This is a genomic window from Paraflavitalea sp. (genome assembly GCF_059502485.1).
In genome coordinates, this window is record NZ_JCACET010000010.1 from 765566 (window position 1) to 785205 (window position 19640).

The 19640-nt window shown below is 47.8% G+C and carries 15 protein-coding genes; 11 read left to right on the plus strand and 4 right to left on the minus strand.

Annotated features, from left to right (window positions below):
- Nucleotides 1-287 precede the first annotated feature (287 nt).
- Together AC5JBY_RS20420 and AC5JBY_RS20425 are read right to left on the minus strand one after the other, a co-directional pair.
- Nucleotides 288-872, minus strand: coding sequence for a YciE/YciF ferroxidase family protein (locus tag AC5JBY_RS20420; protein ID WP_495906501.1), 585 nt, complete (start codon nt 870-872; stop codon nt 288-290).
- A 107-nt stretch (nt 873-979) separates the two neighbouring features.
- Nucleotides 980-1612: a hypothetical protein gene (locus AC5JBY_RS20425; protein ID WP_495906502.1), complete on the minus strand. Its 633-nt coding sequence runs from the start codon at nt 1610-1612 to the stop codon at nt 980-982.
- 159 nt (nt 1613-1771) lie between these two features.
- Here AC5JBY_RS20425 and AC5JBY_RS20430 point away from each other — a divergent pair, with 159 nt between their 5' ends.
- A complete protein-coding gene (locus AC5JBY_RS20430; RefSeq protein ID WP_495906503.1) occupies nt 1772-3961 on the plus strand; it encodes a catalase in 2190 nt (729 codons plus the stop codon).
- A gap of 129 nt (nt 3962-4090) precedes the next feature.
- On the opposite strand, the gene AC5JBY_RS20435 is transcribed toward AC5JBY_RS20430, so the two are convergent.
- Nucleotides 4091-4747 carry a DUF6766 family protein gene (locus tag AC5JBY_RS20435; RefSeq protein WP_495906504.1) on the minus strand — a complete coding sequence of 219 codons (657 nt, stop codon included), beginning with the start codon at nt 4745-4747 and terminating at the stop codon, nt 4091-4093.
- A 13-nt stretch (nt 4748-4760) separates the two neighbouring features.
- Nucleotides 4761-6245, minus strand: a complete 1485-nt coding sequence (locus AC5JBY_RS20440; RefSeq protein ID WP_495906505.1) for an alpha-amylase — start codon at nt 6243-6245, stop codon at nt 4761-4763.
- A gap of 249 nt (nt 6246-6494) precedes the next feature.
- Here AC5JBY_RS20440 and AC5JBY_RS20445 point away from each other — a divergent pair, with 249 nt between their 5' ends.
- From AC5JBY_RS20445 to AC5JBY_RS20490, 10 genes are all read left to right on the plus strand, one after another.
- Nucleotides 6495-6941, plus strand: a complete 447-nt coding sequence (locus tag AC5JBY_RS20445) for an Lrp/AsnC family transcriptional regulator (RefSeq protein ID WP_495906506.1) — start codon at nt 6495-6497, stop codon at nt 6939-6941.
- A 1-nt stretch (nt 6942) separates the two neighbouring features.
- A complete protein-coding gene (locus AC5JBY_RS20450; RefSeq protein WP_495906507.1) occupies nt 6943-7392 on the plus strand; it encodes a hypothetical protein in 450 nt (149 codons plus the stop codon).
- A gap of 114 nt (nt 7393-7506) precedes the next feature.
- Nucleotides 7507-7986: a hypothetical protein gene (locus tag AC5JBY_RS20455; RefSeq protein ID WP_495906508.1), complete on the plus strand. Its 480-nt coding sequence runs from the start codon at nt 7507-7509 to the stop codon at nt 7984-7986.
- Nucleotides 7987-8009: 23 nt separating this feature from the next.
- Complete coding sequence (locus AC5JBY_RS20460) at nt 8010-8360, plus strand: hypothetical protein (RefSeq protein WP_495906509.1); 351 nt, start codon at nt 8010-8012, stop codon at nt 8358-8360.
- Nucleotides 8361-8397: 37 nt separating this feature from the next.
- On the plus strand, nt 8398-8745 hold the full coding sequence (locus tag AC5JBY_RS20465) for a hypothetical protein (RefSeq protein ID WP_495906510.1): 348 nt from the start codon (nt 8398-8400) through the stop codon (nt 8743-8745).
- 516 nt (nt 8746-9261) lie between these two features.
- Nucleotides 9262-12426: a SusC/RagA family TonB-linked outer membrane protein gene (locus AC5JBY_RS20470; RefSeq protein WP_495906511.1), complete on the plus strand. Its 3165-nt coding sequence runs from the start codon at nt 9262-9264 to the stop codon at nt 12424-12426.
- 22 nt (nt 12427-12448) lie between these two features.
- Nucleotides 12449-14383, plus strand: coding sequence for a RagB/SusD family nutrient uptake outer membrane protein (locus tag AC5JBY_RS20475; RefSeq protein ID WP_495906512.1), 1935 nt, complete (start codon nt 12449-12451; stop codon nt 14381-14383).
- 18 nt (nt 14384-14401) lie between these two features.
- Nucleotides 14402-15130, plus strand: a complete 729-nt coding sequence (locus AC5JBY_RS20480; protein ID WP_495906513.1) for a DUF3823 domain-containing protein — start codon at nt 14402-14404, stop codon at nt 15128-15130.
- 117 nt (nt 15131-15247) lie between these two features.
- Nucleotides 15248-18082, plus strand: a complete 2835-nt coding sequence (locus AC5JBY_RS20485) for a glycosyl hydrolase family 28-related protein (protein ID WP_495906514.1) — start codon at nt 15248-15250, stop codon at nt 18080-18082.
- Between the two features lie 7 nt (nt 18083-18089).
- Nucleotides 18090-19637 (plus strand): c-type cytochrome, encoded by a 1548-nt coding sequence (locus tag AC5JBY_RS20490; protein WP_495906515.1) that lies wholly within the window; start codon nt 18090-18092, stop codon nt 19635-19637.
- Nucleotides 19638-19640 lie beyond the last annotated feature (3 nt).

Consider the following 19640-nt stretch of genomic DNA (forward strand, 5'->3'; position numbering starts at 1 on the left):
AAAGGCCCTGGAATAGTACTTCGAGGCTACAAGCCTCGAAGAGCCGTTTGCTTCGAGCCGTTTGCTTCGAGCCTTTTACTTCGCAAGCAGATTTCTCACTGCGCCGTAACGACCTGGTCTTTATAGTTGCAGATGGCTTCGTTCGAAATGACAAAAGTGTGCGAGGCTTGAAAACAAAAAGGCCGGCTTGTGGCCGGCCCTTCTGGGCAGGGATATCAAAGCTGATGTTACCCAATAAGGTTGTTAACTGCCTGTCAGATCCCTGTTATTTTGATCTCAAGTGTATTCTATTCTTCCTCTTCTTCGCCTTCCTCACCTTCCTGTTCGGCCTGCCAGTTGATGTTCTCTTCGGCAATGGCTGAGAGGTCGAGGTCGGTTTGTTTTTCTTCTTCGAGGGTTTCGCTGAGGATGTCGGCCACTTCCTGGTTGCCCATCGTGATAGCCAGCTGCACCAGACCACCATAGGTAGCAATTTCATAGTGTTCTACTTTTTGAGCGGCCATGATGATGCCTACGTCGCGGGTCATGCTACCATCTTCTGTTTCTTCGATGATGGATTCGCCTTCTTTTACCAGTCCTTCCATGGCATCGCATTTCTTAGCCTGTGCTTTTTTGCCCATCAGCTGGAATACTTCTTCGAGCCTTGCTATCTGTTCTTTTGTTTGATCGATGTGGTGATCGATGGCTTGTTGCAGCTCTTCGGTAGTGGCTGCTTTTTTCATTTTAGGCAGGGCTTTGGTGAGGTGCTTCTCTGCCCAGTAGATGTCTTTCAATGCATCGATGAAATACTTTTCGAGTTGTGTGTTGCCTTTTGCAGGGGCCGCGGGGGCTGCTTTTTTAGCTTTCCGCGCGGGAGCTTTCGTGTTTGCCATATGAATATTTTTAGAATGGTTATTTATATATGGGTTGTGTTCAAAGTATATGCCATGGGATGTAATTGGTTTAGGGTTGTGGAAGTGTGGATGTGTGGAATGTATCGTTACTCAAATCTTAGCAATCCGCGTGTGAGGCTTTTCCACTGTGCATTTGAGAAGAGCAATCGGGCACCTATGTATATGATCCAGTTCCTAAGACGGGCAAACCAATTACCGGTTTTGAGGTTGGGTTTTTCATTTCTTCCATGTACTTCTGCACCGACCGTTAGTTTATCCCGGTAAACAACAAAGGTGGAAGTGGCCGGTTGGCTGAAGAAGTGGGCTGTGGCTGTTGTTGTATTGGTAGGATCGGTCGTTACTTTGACCGTGATCCAGGTCAGTTGTAGTTCGTCCTGGCTTTTATTCCCCACTTTGAGTATCTGTACCCAATCATCTCCATTGCCATCGGGATTGCCTGGGCCGGGGATATCTATTCGGATGTAATCGTGTTCTCTCGCTTCGCGGTTCAATATCTCTCCCTGCTGGTCTATGAGGCGGAAGGTGGCAGTGGCGGGACCAGCTATGTCGTGCCAGTGGTTAATATCGAGTAACCGTGCGGCAGCTTTCGCATATTTCTCCCGGGCTTCGTGGCCGCTGCGGCATTTGATATGGCTTTTGCTGGCTGCTGCTGCACCCGTGTTTTGCGTGGGTATAATTTCGGCCAGCCATTGGCGCTTTGTTGCTTTGGTGTTTTGCATTTTGGGTTCTTTCTGTGCTTAAGGGTGGTATGTTTTATTTTTCACAAAGGCTGTGCCTGTTGACAAACGGCGCAGGCTTGTGGAAAGGGTGACTGTAGTAAATGTGGACAGGCATAGGAATTGTGGTTTGCATTGCCTTACCAAACCAAAACGATTACCATGCCTTCCAAAAAGAATAAAGCTGCCGCTTCGGGCACCACTAATGACAAGATCAATGAGCTTGCTCCTGATACCTCCAACAGCACCGATCAATTCATGACCACCAACACCGGCGTGAAAGTGAATGATGATCAAAACTCCCTGAAGGCCGGTGACAGGGGCCCCACTTTGATGGAGGATTTTATTTTCCGGGAGAAAATGACCCACTTTGATCATGAGCGTATTCCTGAACGGATCGTACATGCGCGCGGTGCTGCCGCTCATGGTGTTTTCAAAGTTTATGAACCTATGGCGAAGTATACCAGGGCTGCTTTCTTAAATGACACCTCGCTTGAAACGCCTGTATTCGTGCGCTTTTCGACGGTAGCGGGCTCCCGTGGATCAACTGATCTGGCGAGGGATGTACGCGGGTTTGCGGTAAAATTTTACACGCAGGAGGGTAACTTCGACCTGGTGGGTAATAATATGCCTGTGTTTTTTATCCAGGATGCTATAAAGTTCCCTGATCTGATCCATGCTGTGAAGCCTGAGCCACATAACGAGATACCGCAGGCTGCTTCTGCGCATGATACGTTCTGGGACTTCATTTCGCTGATGCCTGAGTCTACGCACATGATCATGTGGGCTATGAGTGACCGTGCTCTTCCACGAAGCTATCGCATGATGGAGGGTTTCGGGGTACATACTTTCCGGTTCGTGAATGATCAGGGCAAGGCGTGTTTTGTGAAATTCCACTGGAAACCTTTGTTGGGTGTTCATTCTGTGGCGTGGGATGAAGCGCAGAAGATATCGGGTAAAGATCCTGACTTTCACCGGCGTGACTTGTGGGAAGCGATCGAGAGCGGTAATTTTCCTGAATGGGAACTGGGGGTACAAATTGTGGCGGAAAAGGATGAAATGTCTTTTGACTTCGATCTGCTGGACCCTACCAAGCTGATCCCGGAAGAGTTGGTGCCTGTGATGCGCATCGGCAAACTAACACTGAACCGTAATCCGGATAATTTCTTTGCGGAGACCGAGCAGGTTGCCTTCCATGTGGGGCATGTTGTGCCGGGCATCGACTTTACCAATGATCCGTTGTTGCAGGGTCGTTTGTTTTCGTATACCGATACGCAGCTGATTCGTCTTGGTGGTCCCAACTTCCAGGAAGTTCCTATCAACAGGCCTGTCGTTCCAGTGCACAATAATCAACGGGATGGTTATATGCGTCAAACCATCAATCAAGGTAAGACGAGTTATCATCCTAACTCACTCGGTGGCGGCTGTCCCTACCAGGCGAAGATGGCCGAGGGTGGTTTTGCTTCTTATACTGAAAAGATCGACGCCAGGAAAGTAAGGGAAAGGAGCCGCAGCTTTTTCGATCACTTCAGTCAGGCTACCTTATTTTATAATAGTCAGTCAGACGCTGAAAAAGCGCATATCGCAAAGGCGTTTAGTTTTGAACTGGGGAAAGTGGAAACTGTGGCTATCCGCGAACGAATGCTGGGTATACTATCGCAGGTGGACAAAGGTCTTGCAACGGAAGTGGCATATAACCTTGGGCTTGAAGTGCCGCGCAAACCGGAACAGCCCATGAATCATAGTATTCCTGCGGATGGGAATCCCAAAAAATTCCAGCCTGTGAAAGTGGAGGGTTCGATCGAGCGCTCCCCTGCCCTCAGCATGGCCAACACTGTAAAAGGGAATATCAAGACGCGCAAGGTGGCTATACTGGCGGCTGACGGTGTAGACGAGGCTTCGCTAAACGTTGTAAAAAATGCGCTGCTGGCGCAGGGTGCAGTGCCAGAAGTGATAGCACCACGACTGGGCAGTCTTATAGCTGAAAATGATTTAGCCATTAAAGCAGACAAGAGTTTACTTACGGTTGCTTCAGTATTGTACGATGCGGTGTATGTGCCGGGAGGAACCAACAGTGTGGCAACCATCGCAGACAATCCGGATGCCATTCATTTCCTGAATGAAGCGTATCGTCATTGTAAGGCTATTGCTTTTGATGCGGCTGCTCAGCCTGTGCTGGAAAGCACTTATTTTGGAAAGAAAGTATTGCGTGTTAACCCATCAGAAGATGTACGTGACAGTGATGGTGTGGTAGTGGAAGCCAACACTAAAAGGCTTGCCAGCAAGTTTATCCAGGCTATTGGTGAACATCGTTTTTGGGAAAGAGAATCTTCGAAAGAGATACCGGCCTAAATCTTAAGGGCACAAGTACGCCAATGCACAAATACAGGGCTGCATACTTGCGCCAGGTCTTCATTTAAAAGCAAATAAAAACAGGCGTTACTATTCGTTTCGCCTGTTTTTTATTTGTTCTTATACGAATTATTCTCCTGTTTCATCATCAGGAGCATCCACAGGTTTTGATTGCGGAGAGCCCTGCTGACGCAAAAAAATGGAAAGGGCAATGATTGCAAAGACAGACAAAAACTCACTTTGCCAGTTCTGGAATGATTCAAACCAGAAGCGGCTTTCGCCGACATATTGCTTACTGCTCACTGGTGTCATTCCTTTTCTTACACGCTCCTCGTTGGTGTCTTTAAGGCTGCCGTAAAAATGGGCGATCATACTGGCGACAAAAAGCGTGAGTAATGCAATCGTGAGGGAATGCTTATAAATCCTTAGTACTAATCCTCCTTTGCGTACGGGCCAGGGAGCGCCGGGCCTATTGGGATCCGGCTCACGATCTACCTCTTCGGGGCCATCACATTTCTTTGATTCAGATGATCCTTTTTGGCGTAACCAAATGGTGAGCAGGACAAAGAGTGCCATTTGCAAAAACTCACTTTCCCAGTTTTCAAAAGTGGCCTGAATAAAATGACCGGATTGAAAATAGGTGGTATATCCTACTGCCTGCTGACCATCTTCTGCCCGTTGTTCGTTATAATGTGAATAGCCTGTAAAGAATTGTCCTGCCATACTGCATACAAAAAGCGCCAGAAAAGTAATAGAAAGGCTGTTTTTTCTGATGAATTCACGCATGCTGATAGAGTGTTTACTTCTTTTCAATCCATACAGCAATAGAACCTGCGGGTACCGGAAACTGTCCCCAACCCTGGTCATTGATGATGACTTCGGCTTTGTGGACGCCGAGCATATCGATAAAGGTTTTGCCTTTGTGCCTGGCTCCTATTTCCATGTCTTTAAAACCGTCTTCACTGTTGGAGAGGATGACTGCACAGCCTGAGCCTTCATTTTCGTCGGTGCCTTCGCGCGTCCACCCAATGCAGTTGGGATGGTCGAAGTAGTCGCGTTGTTGTCCATAGGCAAAGCGCTTGCGTGCATCGAGGAGTTGTTCGAGGTGTTTGCAGGTGTCGAGGAATATTTCATGGTCGTTGCCATCTTTTCCTTTGTCGACATAATGGGCTCCATACAGGTCGGGATAAAATATACAGGGGTATCCTCCTGCGCGCAGGAGGATCAATGCGTATGCATGGGGTTTGAACCAGTTCTCAACGGGTGCTTCCAATGCCTGCAGGGGTTGGGTATCGTGGTTGTCGACCACGGTAACCGCCAATTCAGGCTTTGCCGATACGAGGCTATCGTTGAAGATGGTTGTGAGGTCGAAATCTTTTCCTTTTAGTGAAGCGTGGTAGAGGTTGTGGTGCAGGGAGGCATCGAATAATGTCATGCGGCCATTGGTGGCATCGATGTAACGAAGGAGTAACGGTAATTCGCCCGGCGCCCAATATTCGCCTACTGCAAAAAGGTCGGGCTTGACGCTGCGCACGTGATCGAGCCATTCATTATAGAAATTGGGAGAAATATGTTTGACAGCATCAATGCGGACGCCATCGATACCTGTTTGTTCCAGCAACCAGGTGCCCCAATATTTCAATTCTTCGCGCACGGCCTTGTTGCGAAACTCTATATCAGCAAACATGAGGTAATCGTAGTTGCCTTTTTCCGTGTCGATCACTTCTTCCCAGTCTTCGCCGTATTCGTTCATTATGGAAAAGATGGCTGTCTCCTGCAAGTCGTGGGCATAGTCGATGCCCGTGAAGCAGGTGTGGTCCCAGACGAAGTTGGAATACTGACCATTTCTGCCAGGAAAGGTGAACTTCGTGAAGGCTTCGATCTCGAAGGGGTCGCTTGTAAATTTCGTTCTGTCGTCGGGATCGACTCTTCTTACCCATACTTTTTCCGTTTCATCGGCTCCGCCTTTGTGGTTGAGCACAATGTCGGCATAGACCTGTATTCCTTTATCGTGCAGGGCCTTGATTGCCTGCTGTAATTCTTCTTTGGTGCCATATTTCGTTCTTACACCTCCTTTCTGGTCGAACTCGCCCAGGTCGAACAGGTCATAGACGTCGTAGCCGCTGGCATTGGGCCCTTCTTTGCCTTTGTAGGCCGGGGGCAGCCATACTGCGTTAATGCCAAGTTGGGCCAGGTGTTCCGCATCGGCGGCTATTGTATTCCACAGGCTGCCATCATTGGGTATGTACCAATGAAAGTATTGAAACATTGTTCCGTTCTGCATAGACTGTTGATTGATCGATTGTTGAGTAAGACAAGAAGGTATTCAAAATCATGGCCTTACCCAGCGTACCTAAAAAAGCTGTAGCACCTGCTTTTTATGTAGATTTTTTTACTCATCTGTTGGAGGATGTGTGTATAATTCTTTTGTCACAAGCAATAATTAACAATTATCTACTTACTGCCTAATATTCGCTTTGTTTTTATGTGACCTTATTAATTAAATAAGGGGTCTTATTAAATTTGCCATATTATGGACAAGTTTGATAGCAAAATATTGCGGTTGCTGATAGAAAACTCACGCGTTACCGGTGCAGATATTGCACGAAAGCTCAACCTCTCCCTGCCAGCTGTTACAGACCGGCTCCGGAAGCTTGGAAAGGCAGGCATCATCGATCGTTACACTATCCGGATCAACCGAGAAAAATTATCCCTGCGATTACTGGCTTTTATTAGTGTATGGATCGATCACACTAAAAGCACGAATGTAAAGGAACAGGTAACGGCCATGGATGAGGTGCTGGAATGCCATCATGTGGCCGGGGATTGTGATCTACTATTGAAGGTACTGGTGGCCGATACGGCAGCCCTGGAAGCATTGCTGGCGAATAAGCTAAAAACAATTAAAGGAGTGACCAGGACCAGCACGACCATTATTTTGAGTAGTTATAAAGAAGAAATTAATTCCAAAGCATTTTGATATGAAACTGATCGAGCAATTCGAGTGTTGTACGCTGCCGAAAAGCGAGTGGACACATACGAATCACTTTGTTGTGGCACTGTGGTACTGCCTGCATTTTCCTTTGCCGGAGGCGGTGCAGAAAATCAGAGCTGGGATCAAGGCTTATAATGTGAGTGTGGGTGGACAGAATACGGAGGATTCCGGCTATCATGAGACGATTACCTTGTTTTATGTAAATGCGGTGGCTGAATATATTATAAAAAATGGAGTACATGCTGTGACGGAGGAGGCATTAACGGCTTTTCTGGATCAGCCGTTCATTTTGAGAGAATATATTTACCAGTTTTATAGTAAAGAGGTGTTGATGAGTAAGGAGGCGAGGATGGGATGGAAAGCGCCGGATAAGTACCCATCAAGCGATATTTTTCTAAAAAACCTCCTTACAGACCGGGACAAACGGGTAGTTTGATCGTTATCACTATATAGGATAAGGTTTAATGGTTAATTTTTTGATTAGTGAAGCCCCGCATTTCTATGCGGGGCTTGTTTATTTTGGCTAACTTATGGGGAAATAGCCTAAAAAATGGAAGCCAAATCGACCGATAAAAGGACTTTTCAGCTTACCGATGGCGGTCAGCTGTTGGGTGAGCTGATCTATGAGAATTTATTTCTTCTTACTGCTGAGATCAGGCTGGCCAATTCTGCTCTTTATGCCATTAAGCCTGTTGGCATTTTCGGAACGAGCATTACCATAACCAAGGATGGCGCACCAATAGCCAATTTAAAGATGAACTGGCGGGGGCAAATTGTATTTGAATTTCAAGATGGGCAGGCTTTTGTGTTAAAAGCCAAGGGTACGTTCTCCAACAAGTTCATCATTGAAAACAAGGATGCAGAGAAGCTATTTCAATTTGACCCGCAGTTTAGCTGGAGCAAGTTCAATTATAACTACCATATCTCCTACGACGAAAAGCCGCAGGATATTTTATTTGTCTTACTGGGCGTTTATGCCTGCAACTATTTTATAGCTTCGATGTCGGGAGCTGTTGCAGGCATGGCATAAACCGTTAATCTATCACCAGCACTATGCAAGCCTTACAAGAGAATGCAAGGTTCAATACGATCCGGATCTTACAATATATTGCATCTAAAGAAGCACTGATCAGGTATAAAGCAGAGGTGCCTTTTGTTCATATTGGATATGAATTGCTGGCTCAAAGTGACGAGATTGAAAGATTGACTGGCACGCCGTGGTTTAGAGAAATCTGGACAACGGACCAATTAGAAGCACTGGCCTACTTCGTTAAGATCCACCAGGAAATACGCATTGAATTTAAAGAACAAATGCCTGACGTTCCTGCGTTGCTGGAACATACAGGCTGGCTTGAGTTTATGATTAAGACTAATGATGTTTTACGTCGCGTGGAGGCGGCTTGATACCAATATTGACTTCAGATCTATTATGATATAAAAAATGGAAGGAGAAATAAAAATAATATCAGCCCGCAAGATCTATGAAATTTTAAACCTCATAAGAAGAAAGCCTTACCTTTTTCTGACTTCAAAATCAATTACAGCTCTTCAAAATTTTTTAAATGGGTATCAGCTATTAGGATATGCCGATGACATTTACCATTCAGGAGAACCCGATATCCATAATTTTGCATCCCTGATATTGAGCAGAGATAAAGAATCCCGAGGTGTAGGGAATCCATATACAAATGTGTTGCTCAAGGAATGTAAGGGAAACGAAGAAGCTGCTTTTGATAACTTCTTTGAGCTTTTAGATCAATTCCTGAAAGAGCATATGAACATAACATAGTGATCCATAAAGGCACAAGTACGCCAACTCACCATGCCGGGCTGCATACTTGCGCCAGTTGAGGGGACTTCTTTCCTAATGACTCCCTTTTAGCCTGGCCTAGGCCAGTTGAGGAGGTATGGGCCAAAGGCCCAGGAATAGAGCTGCGAGGCTGCAAGCCTCGCAGAGCGGGACAGACACGCAGACCGGGCAGGCAGAAAGGCAGGATTAGGCTCGTTTTCGAAAAATATATTTGAAAATGAGAAAATTAATGCGCCAATTAGTACAATCTTAAGCACAAAATTAATCTCCCAAGGCTATTTTCAACCTTCGCTTGTAGCATCACTTCCACCTTACCTATTGCTATTGCCCGTGATGCCTGAATAACTTATTTACTCCTTAAACTAACGATTATGCTGCCAGAAAAAAAGTCTGGGCGCCGCTTCTATCCCCCCTGAGCGCCCAACCTCCTCCATTGTAATTATTCTTTCTGCTTTGACCTTGCAAATTCACGATGATCTTGCAAAAAACACACATATGAATAAAATCAACTATCTGCTTTTCTTACTTTTCTTACTGCCGCCGGGTCTTTTCGCACAAACCACCGAAGTACGCGGTGTCGTAAGAGACTCAGCTACCGGAACGCCTCTCAGCGGTGTTACAGTAGAACTTAGGAACACGAATGGGAAAATTGCTGAGGCTATCACCAATAAGAATGGTGAGTACACACTTCAGTCGACTGCAACTGCTACAAGGATCGTTTTTTCTCACACAGGTATGGCCACTGTGGATGAACTGCTCAATGGCCGTAATACTATTAATATTAACCTGGCGCCAAGTGCGCTAAATCTTGGAGATGTAGTGGTGGTGGGCTACACCTCTCAGAAGAAGGAAACGCTTACCGGGGCTATCTCGACCATCAAGGGGGCGGATATGGAACGGACGCGCAATGAGAACACGCTCAACATGTTGACAGGTAAAGTGCCCGGAGTGCGTGTTGTACAGAAGAGTGCGCGACCGGGGGCTTATGATGCCACGATCGATATTCGCGGGATGGGCGCCGGGAACCCTCCGACTCCACCGCTTTTTGTGATCGACGGGATCGTTCGCGATAAGGATTACTTCGCGCGGATGAGCTCGGATGAAATTGAAAATGTCACTATTCTGAAGGATGGGTCTGCCGCGGTGTATGGTTTGCGTGCCGGTAACGGCGTAGTGCTGGTGACTACCAAAACCGGTAAAGCGCAAGGTGGCAAAGTGGATATTACTTATAACGCCAGTTATTCCGTGCAGCAATTCCTGTATGTGCCGCAAAGTGTGAACACGCAGGAGTATATGACTTTGCGGAATGAAGCGAACTGGCAGGATTTCAATGGTAATTACCTGGTTCGCCGGAACCCCATTTTTACAGATGCACAAATAGACCCTTATAAGAACGGGACCAAACAGTCGTACAACTGGATGGATGCGGTGTTTGATAAAAATGCGCCGATGTATAGCAGCAACCTGAGTGTAAGCGGCGGCAGCGATAAGATCCGTTATTACTTTAACCTGGACTACCAGAAGCAGGTCGGTTCTTATAAAAGCCGGGATCTGAAATCGGAGCGTTGGGCACTGCGGAGCAACCTCGATGCGCAGATCTCCAAAAGGCTGAAAGCAAAAATCCAAGTAGGCGCCTTGCTGACGACCAGACAGGAACCGAATGGTACAGGCTGGCCTACTTATAAGGCTACCTGGCTGCTGCGCCCGGACGCACAATTCTATGCGAATGATAATCCGGCGTATCCCAATGGCAGTACTGATCAGTTGGGCTCGGACGGAAACAATATGATCATCCAAACCGACGCCGATTATGTTGGCCTGAACGTGGACAGGGATAAAAGGTACAATGGAACGCTGCGACTGGAGTATGAGGTGCCCGGGATCAAAGGTCTTTCAGTAAAGGGGTTGTATGATTATGCCATGCGCCTTCCCGACTATAATAATTATCACCGTGCTTATACTTTGTATAGCTATAACCAGAACAACAATACTTATAACAACATCGCACGGGGCACTCCATCGACCGTAGAGAAAGGGACTACTATCTATTATGACAGGACCTTGCAGGGTGGTGTATATTATGTCAACGCTTTTGACAGGCATAATGTGAATGCCTCCGTTGTTTATGAAGCTACTTACAACCAGTTCGATGGTTTCAGCGCTTATCGCGAGATCCTGGTGAATTCTCAATATCTGTTTGCCGGTGAGGATGCGCGCCAGCGTGCCAGTGGTCAAACGCCTTCGGACCGTGCCAGCCGGTCTATCATCGGTTCTTTTACTTATGATTTCGACAAAAAATACCTGTTGGATTTCAAGTTCCGTTATGATGGTTCTTCGCGCTTTCCGGATAGCAAGCGTTTTGGTTTCTTCCCGACTGTTGGCGTTGGCTGGCGTATAGGTGAAGAAAACTTCATCAAAGACAATTTGGATTTCATTTCCGAATTGAAACTGCGGGGTTCTTATGGAGAAGTGGGTGATGATGGTGCAGCGGGTAACTATCCCCCGGTGCCAGGTTATACGCTCAACCCCAACAACGTGGGTTGGTATTTTGGCAATCCGCCTGTGTTGAATGGCGGCGTTACGGCTTCAGCCATTCCCAACCCCAACCTGACCTGGTATACTGTTAAGCATTATGATGCCGCGCTGGATTTCGGCTTCCTGAATAATAAGATCACCGGTACTATTGAAGTGTTCAGAAGGGACCGTACGGGCATATTGGCAACGAGCTCTGCGGTGATCCCAGGAACAGTGGGCGCCAACCTGCCGCAGGAAAACCTCAACGGGGACCGCAATTTCGGTTATGAGTTGTCGGCTACTTACAGAAGCCGGTACCAAGACCTCAATTTTTATGTAATGGGGCAGATCTCTGCTACCAAATACATGCGGACCAACTGGCTTGAAACGCCTGCCAATAACTCACTCGACAAGTGGAGGAACCGCACAGCCGGCCGTTACCAGAATATCTGGTGGGGTCAGGAGTCGGGCGGTATGTTCACTTCGTATGATCAGATCCGAAACTTTACTTATGTGCCTGTGGGACAGGGCGCCTTACCCGGCGACTGGTACCTGACCGACTGGAATGGTGATGGTGTGATCAATTCGGGCGACGAGCATCCGATCGCTACGATGGGTCTTCCTGTATTCAACTACGGTATTTCCATTGGTGGCAGCTGGAGGAATTTTGACCTGGCGCTGGATTGGCAGGGTGCGCATGGTGTGTATGTTCAATATGCAGAAGTGCTTACTGAAGCATTGCCTTTTGGCGGACAGAATACGTTGTCGTGGTTTATGGACCGCTGGCGTCCGGAAGATCCGAATGCCGACTTGTTTAACCCGAACACGAAGTGGGTGTCTGGTTATTATCCGGCTACCGGTCACGATGGACGGAGAACAGGCACCAACGGGGTTATGAATGCTTCTTACATACGTTTGAAAACTGCTGAGCTGGGTTATACGATCAACTCGCGATTGTTATCTAAAGCCGGCATCAAAGACTTCAGGGTATACGTGAGCGGCTATAATCTGCTGACTTTTACACCGCTTAAAAATGTAGATCCTGAGCGTCCTGGCTCTGCCGGTAGCTCTTCTACCAACTTCATTGATTTTTATAACGACCCGATCACCAAGACGTATACAGGCGGTGTGAGACTTAAATTCTAATAACGTTATGAACAAGTATATTATGAAACGATCTATTTTAATGTACCTGGTGCTTTTGTCAATGGTCTTTTCTGCTTGTCAAAAGCTGGACCTGCAGCCGAAAGGCATATTGGGTCAACCTGAGCTTTTCGGTACCGAGTTTGGGGTAAAGAAATACTTTACCGCGATCTATAACTATCTACCGATCGAGGATTTCAATTATTATGGTACGAACAGTAATAATGCTTACCGCCCGGACGGGCACTGGGAAGCGGGCAAGTTCAGCCTGGGTAATGCCAGTGGAGAGTTCTTCAATACGTGGGCAGGGGTTAACAATGGCGGCTTTGGTTACTGGCCTTATGACCGCATCCGCGACCTGAACATTTTTTTCCGGGATTATCCTACTTATCAGTCTAATTTTTCGACTACGGCGTATAATGCTTTGCTGGCTGAAGCTTCTTTCCTGCGTGCTTACTTTTATTTTGGACTGGCCAAGCGTTATGGTGGTGTTCCTATCGTAACCACTGTGCAAAACCCGTTTGCACCTTTGGACTCGCTGCAAATTCCGCGCAATACAGAGTATGACACGTGGAAGTTTATTTATACCGATCTCAAATTTGCGATGGACAATTTGCCGACCAGCAGTGAGTTTGGACGTGCGAATAAGTATGTAGCTGCTGCGCTGATGTCGCGCACGATGTTGTATGCAGGTTCTATTGCCAAGTATACTACGTATTTAAATTATGGTGCGGAGAAGGCTTACACGGCTGGTTTGGCCGGTATCGATCCGAGCAAAGCGAATGAATTTTTCCAATATGCGGTGGATGCGGGCAAGTTGGTGGAGACCGGTCCTTATCAGTTGTACACGAAGAATTATCCTGATAAGGCTTTAAACTTTGCCAACATTTTTTTAGATGCCAGCTCAACGGAGAACATCTTTGTTAAAGACTTCGACCTGACCGCTCCGCGCAATACACGTTTGCAACACAACTATGATGCGCTGATGAGTCCTGCGCCGGATATGTCTGTAGACGTAGGCGCTGAAAGTTTTCCTTCGCTGGATTTTATGGAGTTGTATGACATAACAGCTTATGTGAATCCCGATGGCACGCCGGTGAGGTTTAACAGCAGGAGTGATATCAAGACCGATATGGAGCCTCGTATGAAGGGCACCATGTATTTTGATGGTGATATCTTAAGGACTAAAGCGTTCAGTCTTCAAAAGGGTATTTACCGGACATATACCGGCACAGCCGCCGATGCACAAGCTGGCAGTAATAATGCTCCTATCAACAGTGGTGGCAACCGGATCTTAGGTGGCAGGGGCTGGACTACTTCGATCAACGGTGTTACCCTGAATATTACAGGGGCTCATGGGAATTTCGATGACCAGGGTGGAGAGAATAATTGCTTTGGCTCTGCCTTCGTGCGCAAGTATATCAATCCCAATATGCCGACTGCTGAAGTAAGGTTATGGAACAGCGGTACGCCCTGGATCGCATTTCGCCTGGGTGAGGTGTACCTGAATATCGCTGAGGCGCTTTATGAATTGGGCAAAAGGGATGAGGCGTTCGTGTATATCGAAAAGCTTCGCGACCGTGCTGGCTGTAAGGTAACCAACCCTGCTATCGATGCGTCAACTACTAACATTGGCACTATCAACAAAGCAAATTATCCGTACCAGATCGAAAGGTCTCTGCAATTTATCCGCGATGAACGTGCACGTGAGTTGTACGGAGAGAATCATTGGTGGTGGGATCTTCGCCGGTGGCGGGTTGCCGACCAGGTGTTGAACCAGTTCCGTCCGAGGATGCTTTGTGCTTATTATGTTGCCAACGAAGGAAAATACATTTACCTGGATGAGGCGAACCGGCTTAACAGAACATGGACCGCCAGCAAGACTTGTTTTTATGAACCTATCCCTGGCGGTGAAATCGGCAAGAACAGCAAGCTTTTGCCTAATAATCCTCTGTATTAATTAATCAGTATTAACATTATGAAGCAGATAACTTATATCGTTTTGGGGATGACGCTCCTGGCGCTTTCATCCTGTTATAAGAAGGACAACTGGGACGAGCCTACTGCGCGGATCTACGGTAATGTCATTGATTTTTACACGCAAAAACCGCTGTTGTCTTCTCAGGCCGACTGGTCGATCCGTTACTGGGAAAGGTCGTGGAAGGAATCTGTTGCCCAGCCCAGGGACCTGCCTGTGAAACAGGATGGGACTTATAACAACAACAAGCAGTTTGCAGGCACGTACGATATGTTGCCGTATGGCGGTCCTTTCTGGCCCGTAACGGATACAGCGAAAAATGTAGCATTCAGTGGCGAGAAGCAGCAGGACTTCACTGTGACTCCTTATTTGCAGGTGGTGGACCTCACGACTTCCGTATCGGGCACAAACCTTACGATCACCTGCCGGTTGAAGGCTCCCAGGCGTACGGGACTTCCCAACCTCGTAGAGGTGAAACCTTACTTAAGTCTCACTGAATTTGTTGGCGAGTCGAACTATATCAACATCAATGAATATAACAGTAAGAGAATCCAGATCAATAAATCGTGGATCGCTGAGAACGGGGATGTTGAGACGAGCAAGTTGTATACCATCGGGCCCTTGCCGGTAAAGTCGGGTTACACTTATAATGTACGTGTAGGCGCTAACGTGAATGACGCTTTCAGAAAGTATAATTATTCAGAGATCAAAGAGGTTAAAGTACCGTAAGTTTTAAGCATTGACATTGTAAGTAACATAAAAGGGTGTCCCCTGTTTATGGGGCACCCTTTCTCCCTTTTATTGCTTTTATCGACCGTATAGCGGACCAGTTTAAATCGTATAACTATGAACAGGGTAAATTTCAGCGTGTCTATGATGGCCATTATGGTAACGTTTATTACCAACACTGCTATTGCACAGGCAGGGGCAAACAGACAGGCAACGATCCAACCAGGTATCAAAACTATTTATCCCACGAAGGATTGGGTTATCTCGGACTTTGTGGTAACTGACCCAAAGTTTGGCGCCAAAGCCAAACCGGGTTTCGACAACAGGGCGGCTTTCCAGGCTGCCGTCGATGCTGCTTATAACAATGGCGGTGGTGTGGTATACGTTCCGGCCGGCAATTATGAGTTTCGCAGTACGCAAACCGGCACCAAAAGTGTGCGGGTGCGCAAGGGTACTGAGGAAGTAACGAAAGACTTCGAATATCAATATGTGCTAAACCTGCCACCAAGCGTGCAGCTGCGCGGCGACTGGGCCGATCCTGCCTTACACCAGGGCAAGGTGCTGGGTACCATCCTGGAAGTGCGTGTTGGTAAAAACGCGCCTAATTATGACGGCATTGTTGAAAGCTGGTGGAACGACGCGCAGGCTGCCAATGCTCTCCGCACTACGCATACCAGCATCGCCGACCGGTTTATCAATATGAATCCGGGCACCGGCGTTACCAACCTGTCTATCTGGTATCCCGAACAGGACATCAACGATGTGAAGCCTTATCCCTGGACGTTGTATCAGCCCAATGGTGATTGCGCTACTATGGAGCATGTAACGCTTGTAAACTCTTACAATGGTTTTTATTCTGCTCCCAGTGAACTGCATTATGTTTTGAACAGCTATATCACTGCGCTTCATACCGGCATCGAAGTGCATATTTGTACAGATATAGGGCGCATCGAGAATGTAAAAGTAGACCCGAAGTATTGGGCCAATTCCGAGCTGCCGGGCTCCCCTACTCTTGCGAAGGTGGCCGCGTATACCAAAGCGCATGGCACCGGGTTCAATATGCACCGTTCGGATTGGGAATATGTTTCCAACCTGTATGTATCGGATTATAAGACCGGCATGTGGGTGGGCAGGGAACCGGGTTTCTTCGATACGCCCAATGCACAGTTTTACGAAATCCATATCACCAATTGCGATACCGGCATCTATGTGCAGGCTGTGAACCCTTATGGTTTGCTGATCTCCAACTCCACCTTCGGAGCAGCCAAGGGTGGCAAGGCTGTATACTTCTATAATGATTTTAAAACTTCCGTGCAGTTCAACGGTGTGGATTTTACCGGACCTGTGGTTAGTGATGGCAGTGACGGGGTTGTATCGTTTGAAAACTGTACGTTCAGCAACTATGACGATTATGCGCTCAAAATAAACAAGGGCAATGTGCTGCTCAGCCAGACTACCTTTAAAAAACCTACCGGTCATGTGGTGTTGGGACCAGACGTGAATACCATCAAATCGGTGAACTCAGGCTACCAAGGTAAACTGGCCATTAGCAATAACAGCCTATCTGCCAAAGTAACGATCAACAATGGCACAGCTTATGCTTTTACTCCCATTCCTAAAAATGTAGTAACGGATATCAAAGTGCACCCGCGCCCCACTTCGGGCAAGGTGTTGAAAGCCGATCTGCCGCGGGCAACCGGCTTTAATAATGAACAACCAACCACGGATGTATCGGCTCTGTTGCAACAAGCGCTTAACGACCTGAAGGCTGCCGGCGGCGGAACGCTGTACCTGCCGGGTGGAAGATACCTGGTGAACAGTCCCATCAAAGTTCCATCGGGTGTTGAACTGCGGGGAACGTGGGATGTGCAGCATCATACGCAGAATGGCGGCGCCGGGATATTCACCACTTATGACGGTGGCCAGGCCGGAGAAAAAGGAGCTTCGCTGATACAGTTGGCGGAAGGCGCGGGCATCCGGGGTGTAACTATTGCGCAGCTTAACATAGCCAGTGATGGTTTCAGCGCTGCGAACCCGAGGAAGACGCCGTTCCTGGTGCAAGGACAAGGCCCCAATGTATACATTGTGAATGTGACATCAATCGGTGATAAAGGTCTGGACCTTGCTTCGTATAACAGCAGCGGACATTATGTAGACTATTTTGGCGGTGTGCTGGCCAGGGCCGGCATTTGGGTTGGCGGCGGCGCCAAGGGTGGCTTTATCCGGAATATGCAGCTTAATCCGCATTACGGATCACGCCTTCCACAAGGTGGCCAGGGTTATCCGAATGTAGGTTTGTCGCGTTTCCTGCAATCGAATTGCAGTGCGCTTAAATTCGCCGACATTAAAAACCAGACGATCTTCAACAACTTCGTGTATGGATCTTTTTATGGTTTGCATTTCCTGAAGGATGCCATCACCGGGAAATATCCCGGCGAAATGACGGTGGTAGGTCATGGATCGGATGGCTGTTCGTTTTCTTTATTTGTAGAGGACGCCGACCAAAACACCAAAATAATCGCGATCAACTCCGAGCTGGTTTGTACGCGCACAGCGGAGCCTGTGAGGTCGTATGTGCTGATGGGCCGAGAGGCTAATACCACCAAGGTGCACCCTGATGCGCGGCTTACTTTGTATAATACTGCCTTCTGGGGCAGCCCTACCATCGGGGCTATTATCAATAATGGTACGGTACGTTTTCAGCAGGCGAATTTCCAGCGTTCCGGCGCTCCGGGTATAGATACCAGAGGTGGCAAAGCGCATGTGTATTCTTCTTATTTCGCACAGAAAATGGCCGGGGAAGCTACCGGTGATAATGTGTATGCGAAGCTGCATGCCGCCAATATTTCCATGGAGCTAACGAATAACTATTACATCTCCGGGTTTAGTGAAAACAACGCGCAGGCAGGCAAGATATACGGGTCAGATATCGATTCACCCAAAAACAAGTAAAACAACAATGAACAGTAAAATTGCGGTTATCATTATAGCCGGGGTTGCGTGCATTGTTTCTGCTGCCGCGATCATCGATCCGCGGCCTGCGAAGAAAAAGCCGCATACCGAATGGAGTGACTATGGTGGCGGGCCTGATCAATCGAAGTTTGTTGATCTTACACAGATCAACAAACAGAATATCGGGCAACTGCAGCTTGATCATGTGTATGCTTCGGGCGACAAAGAATATTATAAATTCAATCCGATTATTGTGGATGGCATCATGTATGTGCTTGCCAAAAACAATTCGCTGGTGGCGCTCGATCCTGCTACCGGCAAAGAGATCTATCTGTATGTGCTCGATCGCGAAACCGGCAAACCCATCTGGCCCATTGTAGAAACACCCGTACCGGCCAGTGATATGCCCAATGAGAAAGCATGGCCAACACAACCCATACCAACGGTTATTCCTCCTTTTACCAAACATGTGGCTTTGCTATCTGACCTCAACCCTTACTTTACCCCGGAAGAAAAAGCAACGTGGGGCAAGCGTTTGGCGGCTGCCAAGTCAGCGCCTTTTCAACCGCTTTCGGATCAATATGAGACGGTGAGTATACCGGGGGCTTTCGGCGGAGCCAATTTTGAGAATACAGCTTCCAACCCTGATAAGGGAATCGTATATGTACTGTTTTCCAACGAGCCTTGTGTGTACCAATTAAAGAAAGTAGATCATACGGCACGTGGTAATGGCATGGCCGCGCGGGCTGCGCAAGCAGCAGCGGGCAAGAATTACTATGCGATCAGTTGCCAGGCTTGTCATGGCGCGGACCAGGCCGGTGTGCCTGGTAATGGTCCTTCGCTACTGAACCTGGGCAGCCGTGTGAACGCGAATGAGTTTAAGCTGCTGGTGTCACAAGGAAAGGGCCGCATGCCTGCGCAACCGCACCTGGATGAGGCTACCATATCGGCTATTTATTCATTTCTGGCGCCTCCTACGCGTGGCAGCAATGTGAATATTGCGCCGATCCCTGTTAGCGGTCCTGTTGTGGCTGATGGTCCTGCACCGATAAAACCTACGGACTATACTGCCGGTATGAAAGATTATCCTGCCGGCTATACCGGCCCGCGGGCAGCGTATGCCGAAGTGAAGGGTAACGGCATCAGCGTTGCCAACCTGCTTACACCGCCCTGGTGTGGCATAGCGTGTTACGACCTTAACCAGGGCATTTTAAAATGGACTATCGGCCATGGCACCGATCCCAAAGTGGGTATCGATGGGCTGGGTTATCCGGGAGGTTCGTCGGGCAAAGGCATGGTCGTAACGGCTTCGGGGCTGTTGTTTGCCACCAGCCGTGACGGTCATTTGTATTGTTATGATGCGGACAGTGGTAACAAGTTGTGGGTGTATGATCTACAACGTGACAATCCTAACGGTGTGCCTGCTATGTTTGAAAAAGATGGCCGTCAATATCTGGTGGTCGTTTCCTGTGGCCCGCTGCGCGACAAAAATCTCAAAGAAGAAGATGTGCCCAGAGGCTACCTCATCTTTGCGCTTCCGAAAAAAAGTAACTAACAT

Bases quoted from the DNA above. Each gene is read 5' to 3' on its own strand.
- AC5JBY_RS20430 (WP_495906503.1), top strand. From the start codon at position 1,772: ATGCCTTCCAAAAAGAATAAAGCTGCCGCTTCGGGCACCACTAATGAC.
- AC5JBY_RS20485 (WP_495906514.1), top strand. From the start codon at position 15,248: ATGAACAGGGTAAATTTCAGCGTGTCTATGATGGCCATTATGGTAACG.
- AC5JBY_RS20445 (WP_495906506.1), top strand. From the start codon at position 6,495: ATGGACAAGTTTGATAGCAAAATATTGCGGTTGCTGATAGAAAACTCA.
- AC5JBY_RS20450 (WP_495906507.1), top strand. From the start codon at position 6,943: ATGAAACTGATCGAGCAATTCGAGTGTTGTACGCTGCCGAAAAGCGAG.
- AC5JBY_RS20470 (WP_495906511.1), top strand. From the start codon at position 9,262: ATGAATAAAATCAACTATCTGCTTTTCTTACTTTTCTTACTGCCGCCG.
- AC5JBY_RS20460 (WP_495906509.1), top strand. From the start codon at position 8,010: ATGCAAGCCTTACAAGAGAATGCAAGGTTCAATACGATCCGGATCTTA.
- AC5JBY_RS20425 (WP_495906502.1), bottom strand. From the start codon at position 1,612: ATGCAAAACACCAAAGCAACAAAGCGCCAATGGCTGGCCGAAATTATA.
- AC5JBY_RS20440 (WP_495906505.1), bottom strand. From the start codon at position 6,245: ATGCAGAACGGAACAATGTTTCAATACTTTCATTGGTACATACCCAAT.
- AC5JBY_RS20465 (WP_495906510.1), top strand. From the start codon at position 8,398: ATGGAAGGAGAAATAAAAATAATATCAGCCCGCAAGATCTATGAAATT.
- AC5JBY_RS20480 (WP_495906513.1), top strand. From the start codon at position 14,402: ATGAAGCAGATAACTTATATCGTTTTGGGGATGACGCTCCTGGCGCTT.
- AC5JBY_RS20455 (WP_495906508.1), top strand. From the start codon at position 7,507: ATGGAAGCCAAATCGACCGATAAAAGGACTTTTCAGCTTACCGATGGC.
- AC5JBY_RS20435 (WP_495906504.1), bottom strand. From the start codon at position 4,747: ATGCGTGAATTCATCAGAAAAAACAGCCTTTCTATTACTTTTCTGGCG.
- AC5JBY_RS20490 (WP_495906515.1), top strand. From the start codon at position 18,090: ATGAACAGTAAAATTGCGGTTATCATTATAGCCGGGGTTGCGTGCATT.
- AC5JBY_RS20475 (WP_495906512.1), top strand. From the start codon at position 12,449: ATGAAACGATCTATTTTAATGTACCTGGTGCTTTTGTCAATGGTCTTT.
- AC5JBY_RS20420 (WP_495906501.1), bottom strand. From the start codon at position 872: ATGGCAAACACGAAAGCTCCCGCGCGGAAAGCTAAAAAAGCAGCCCCC.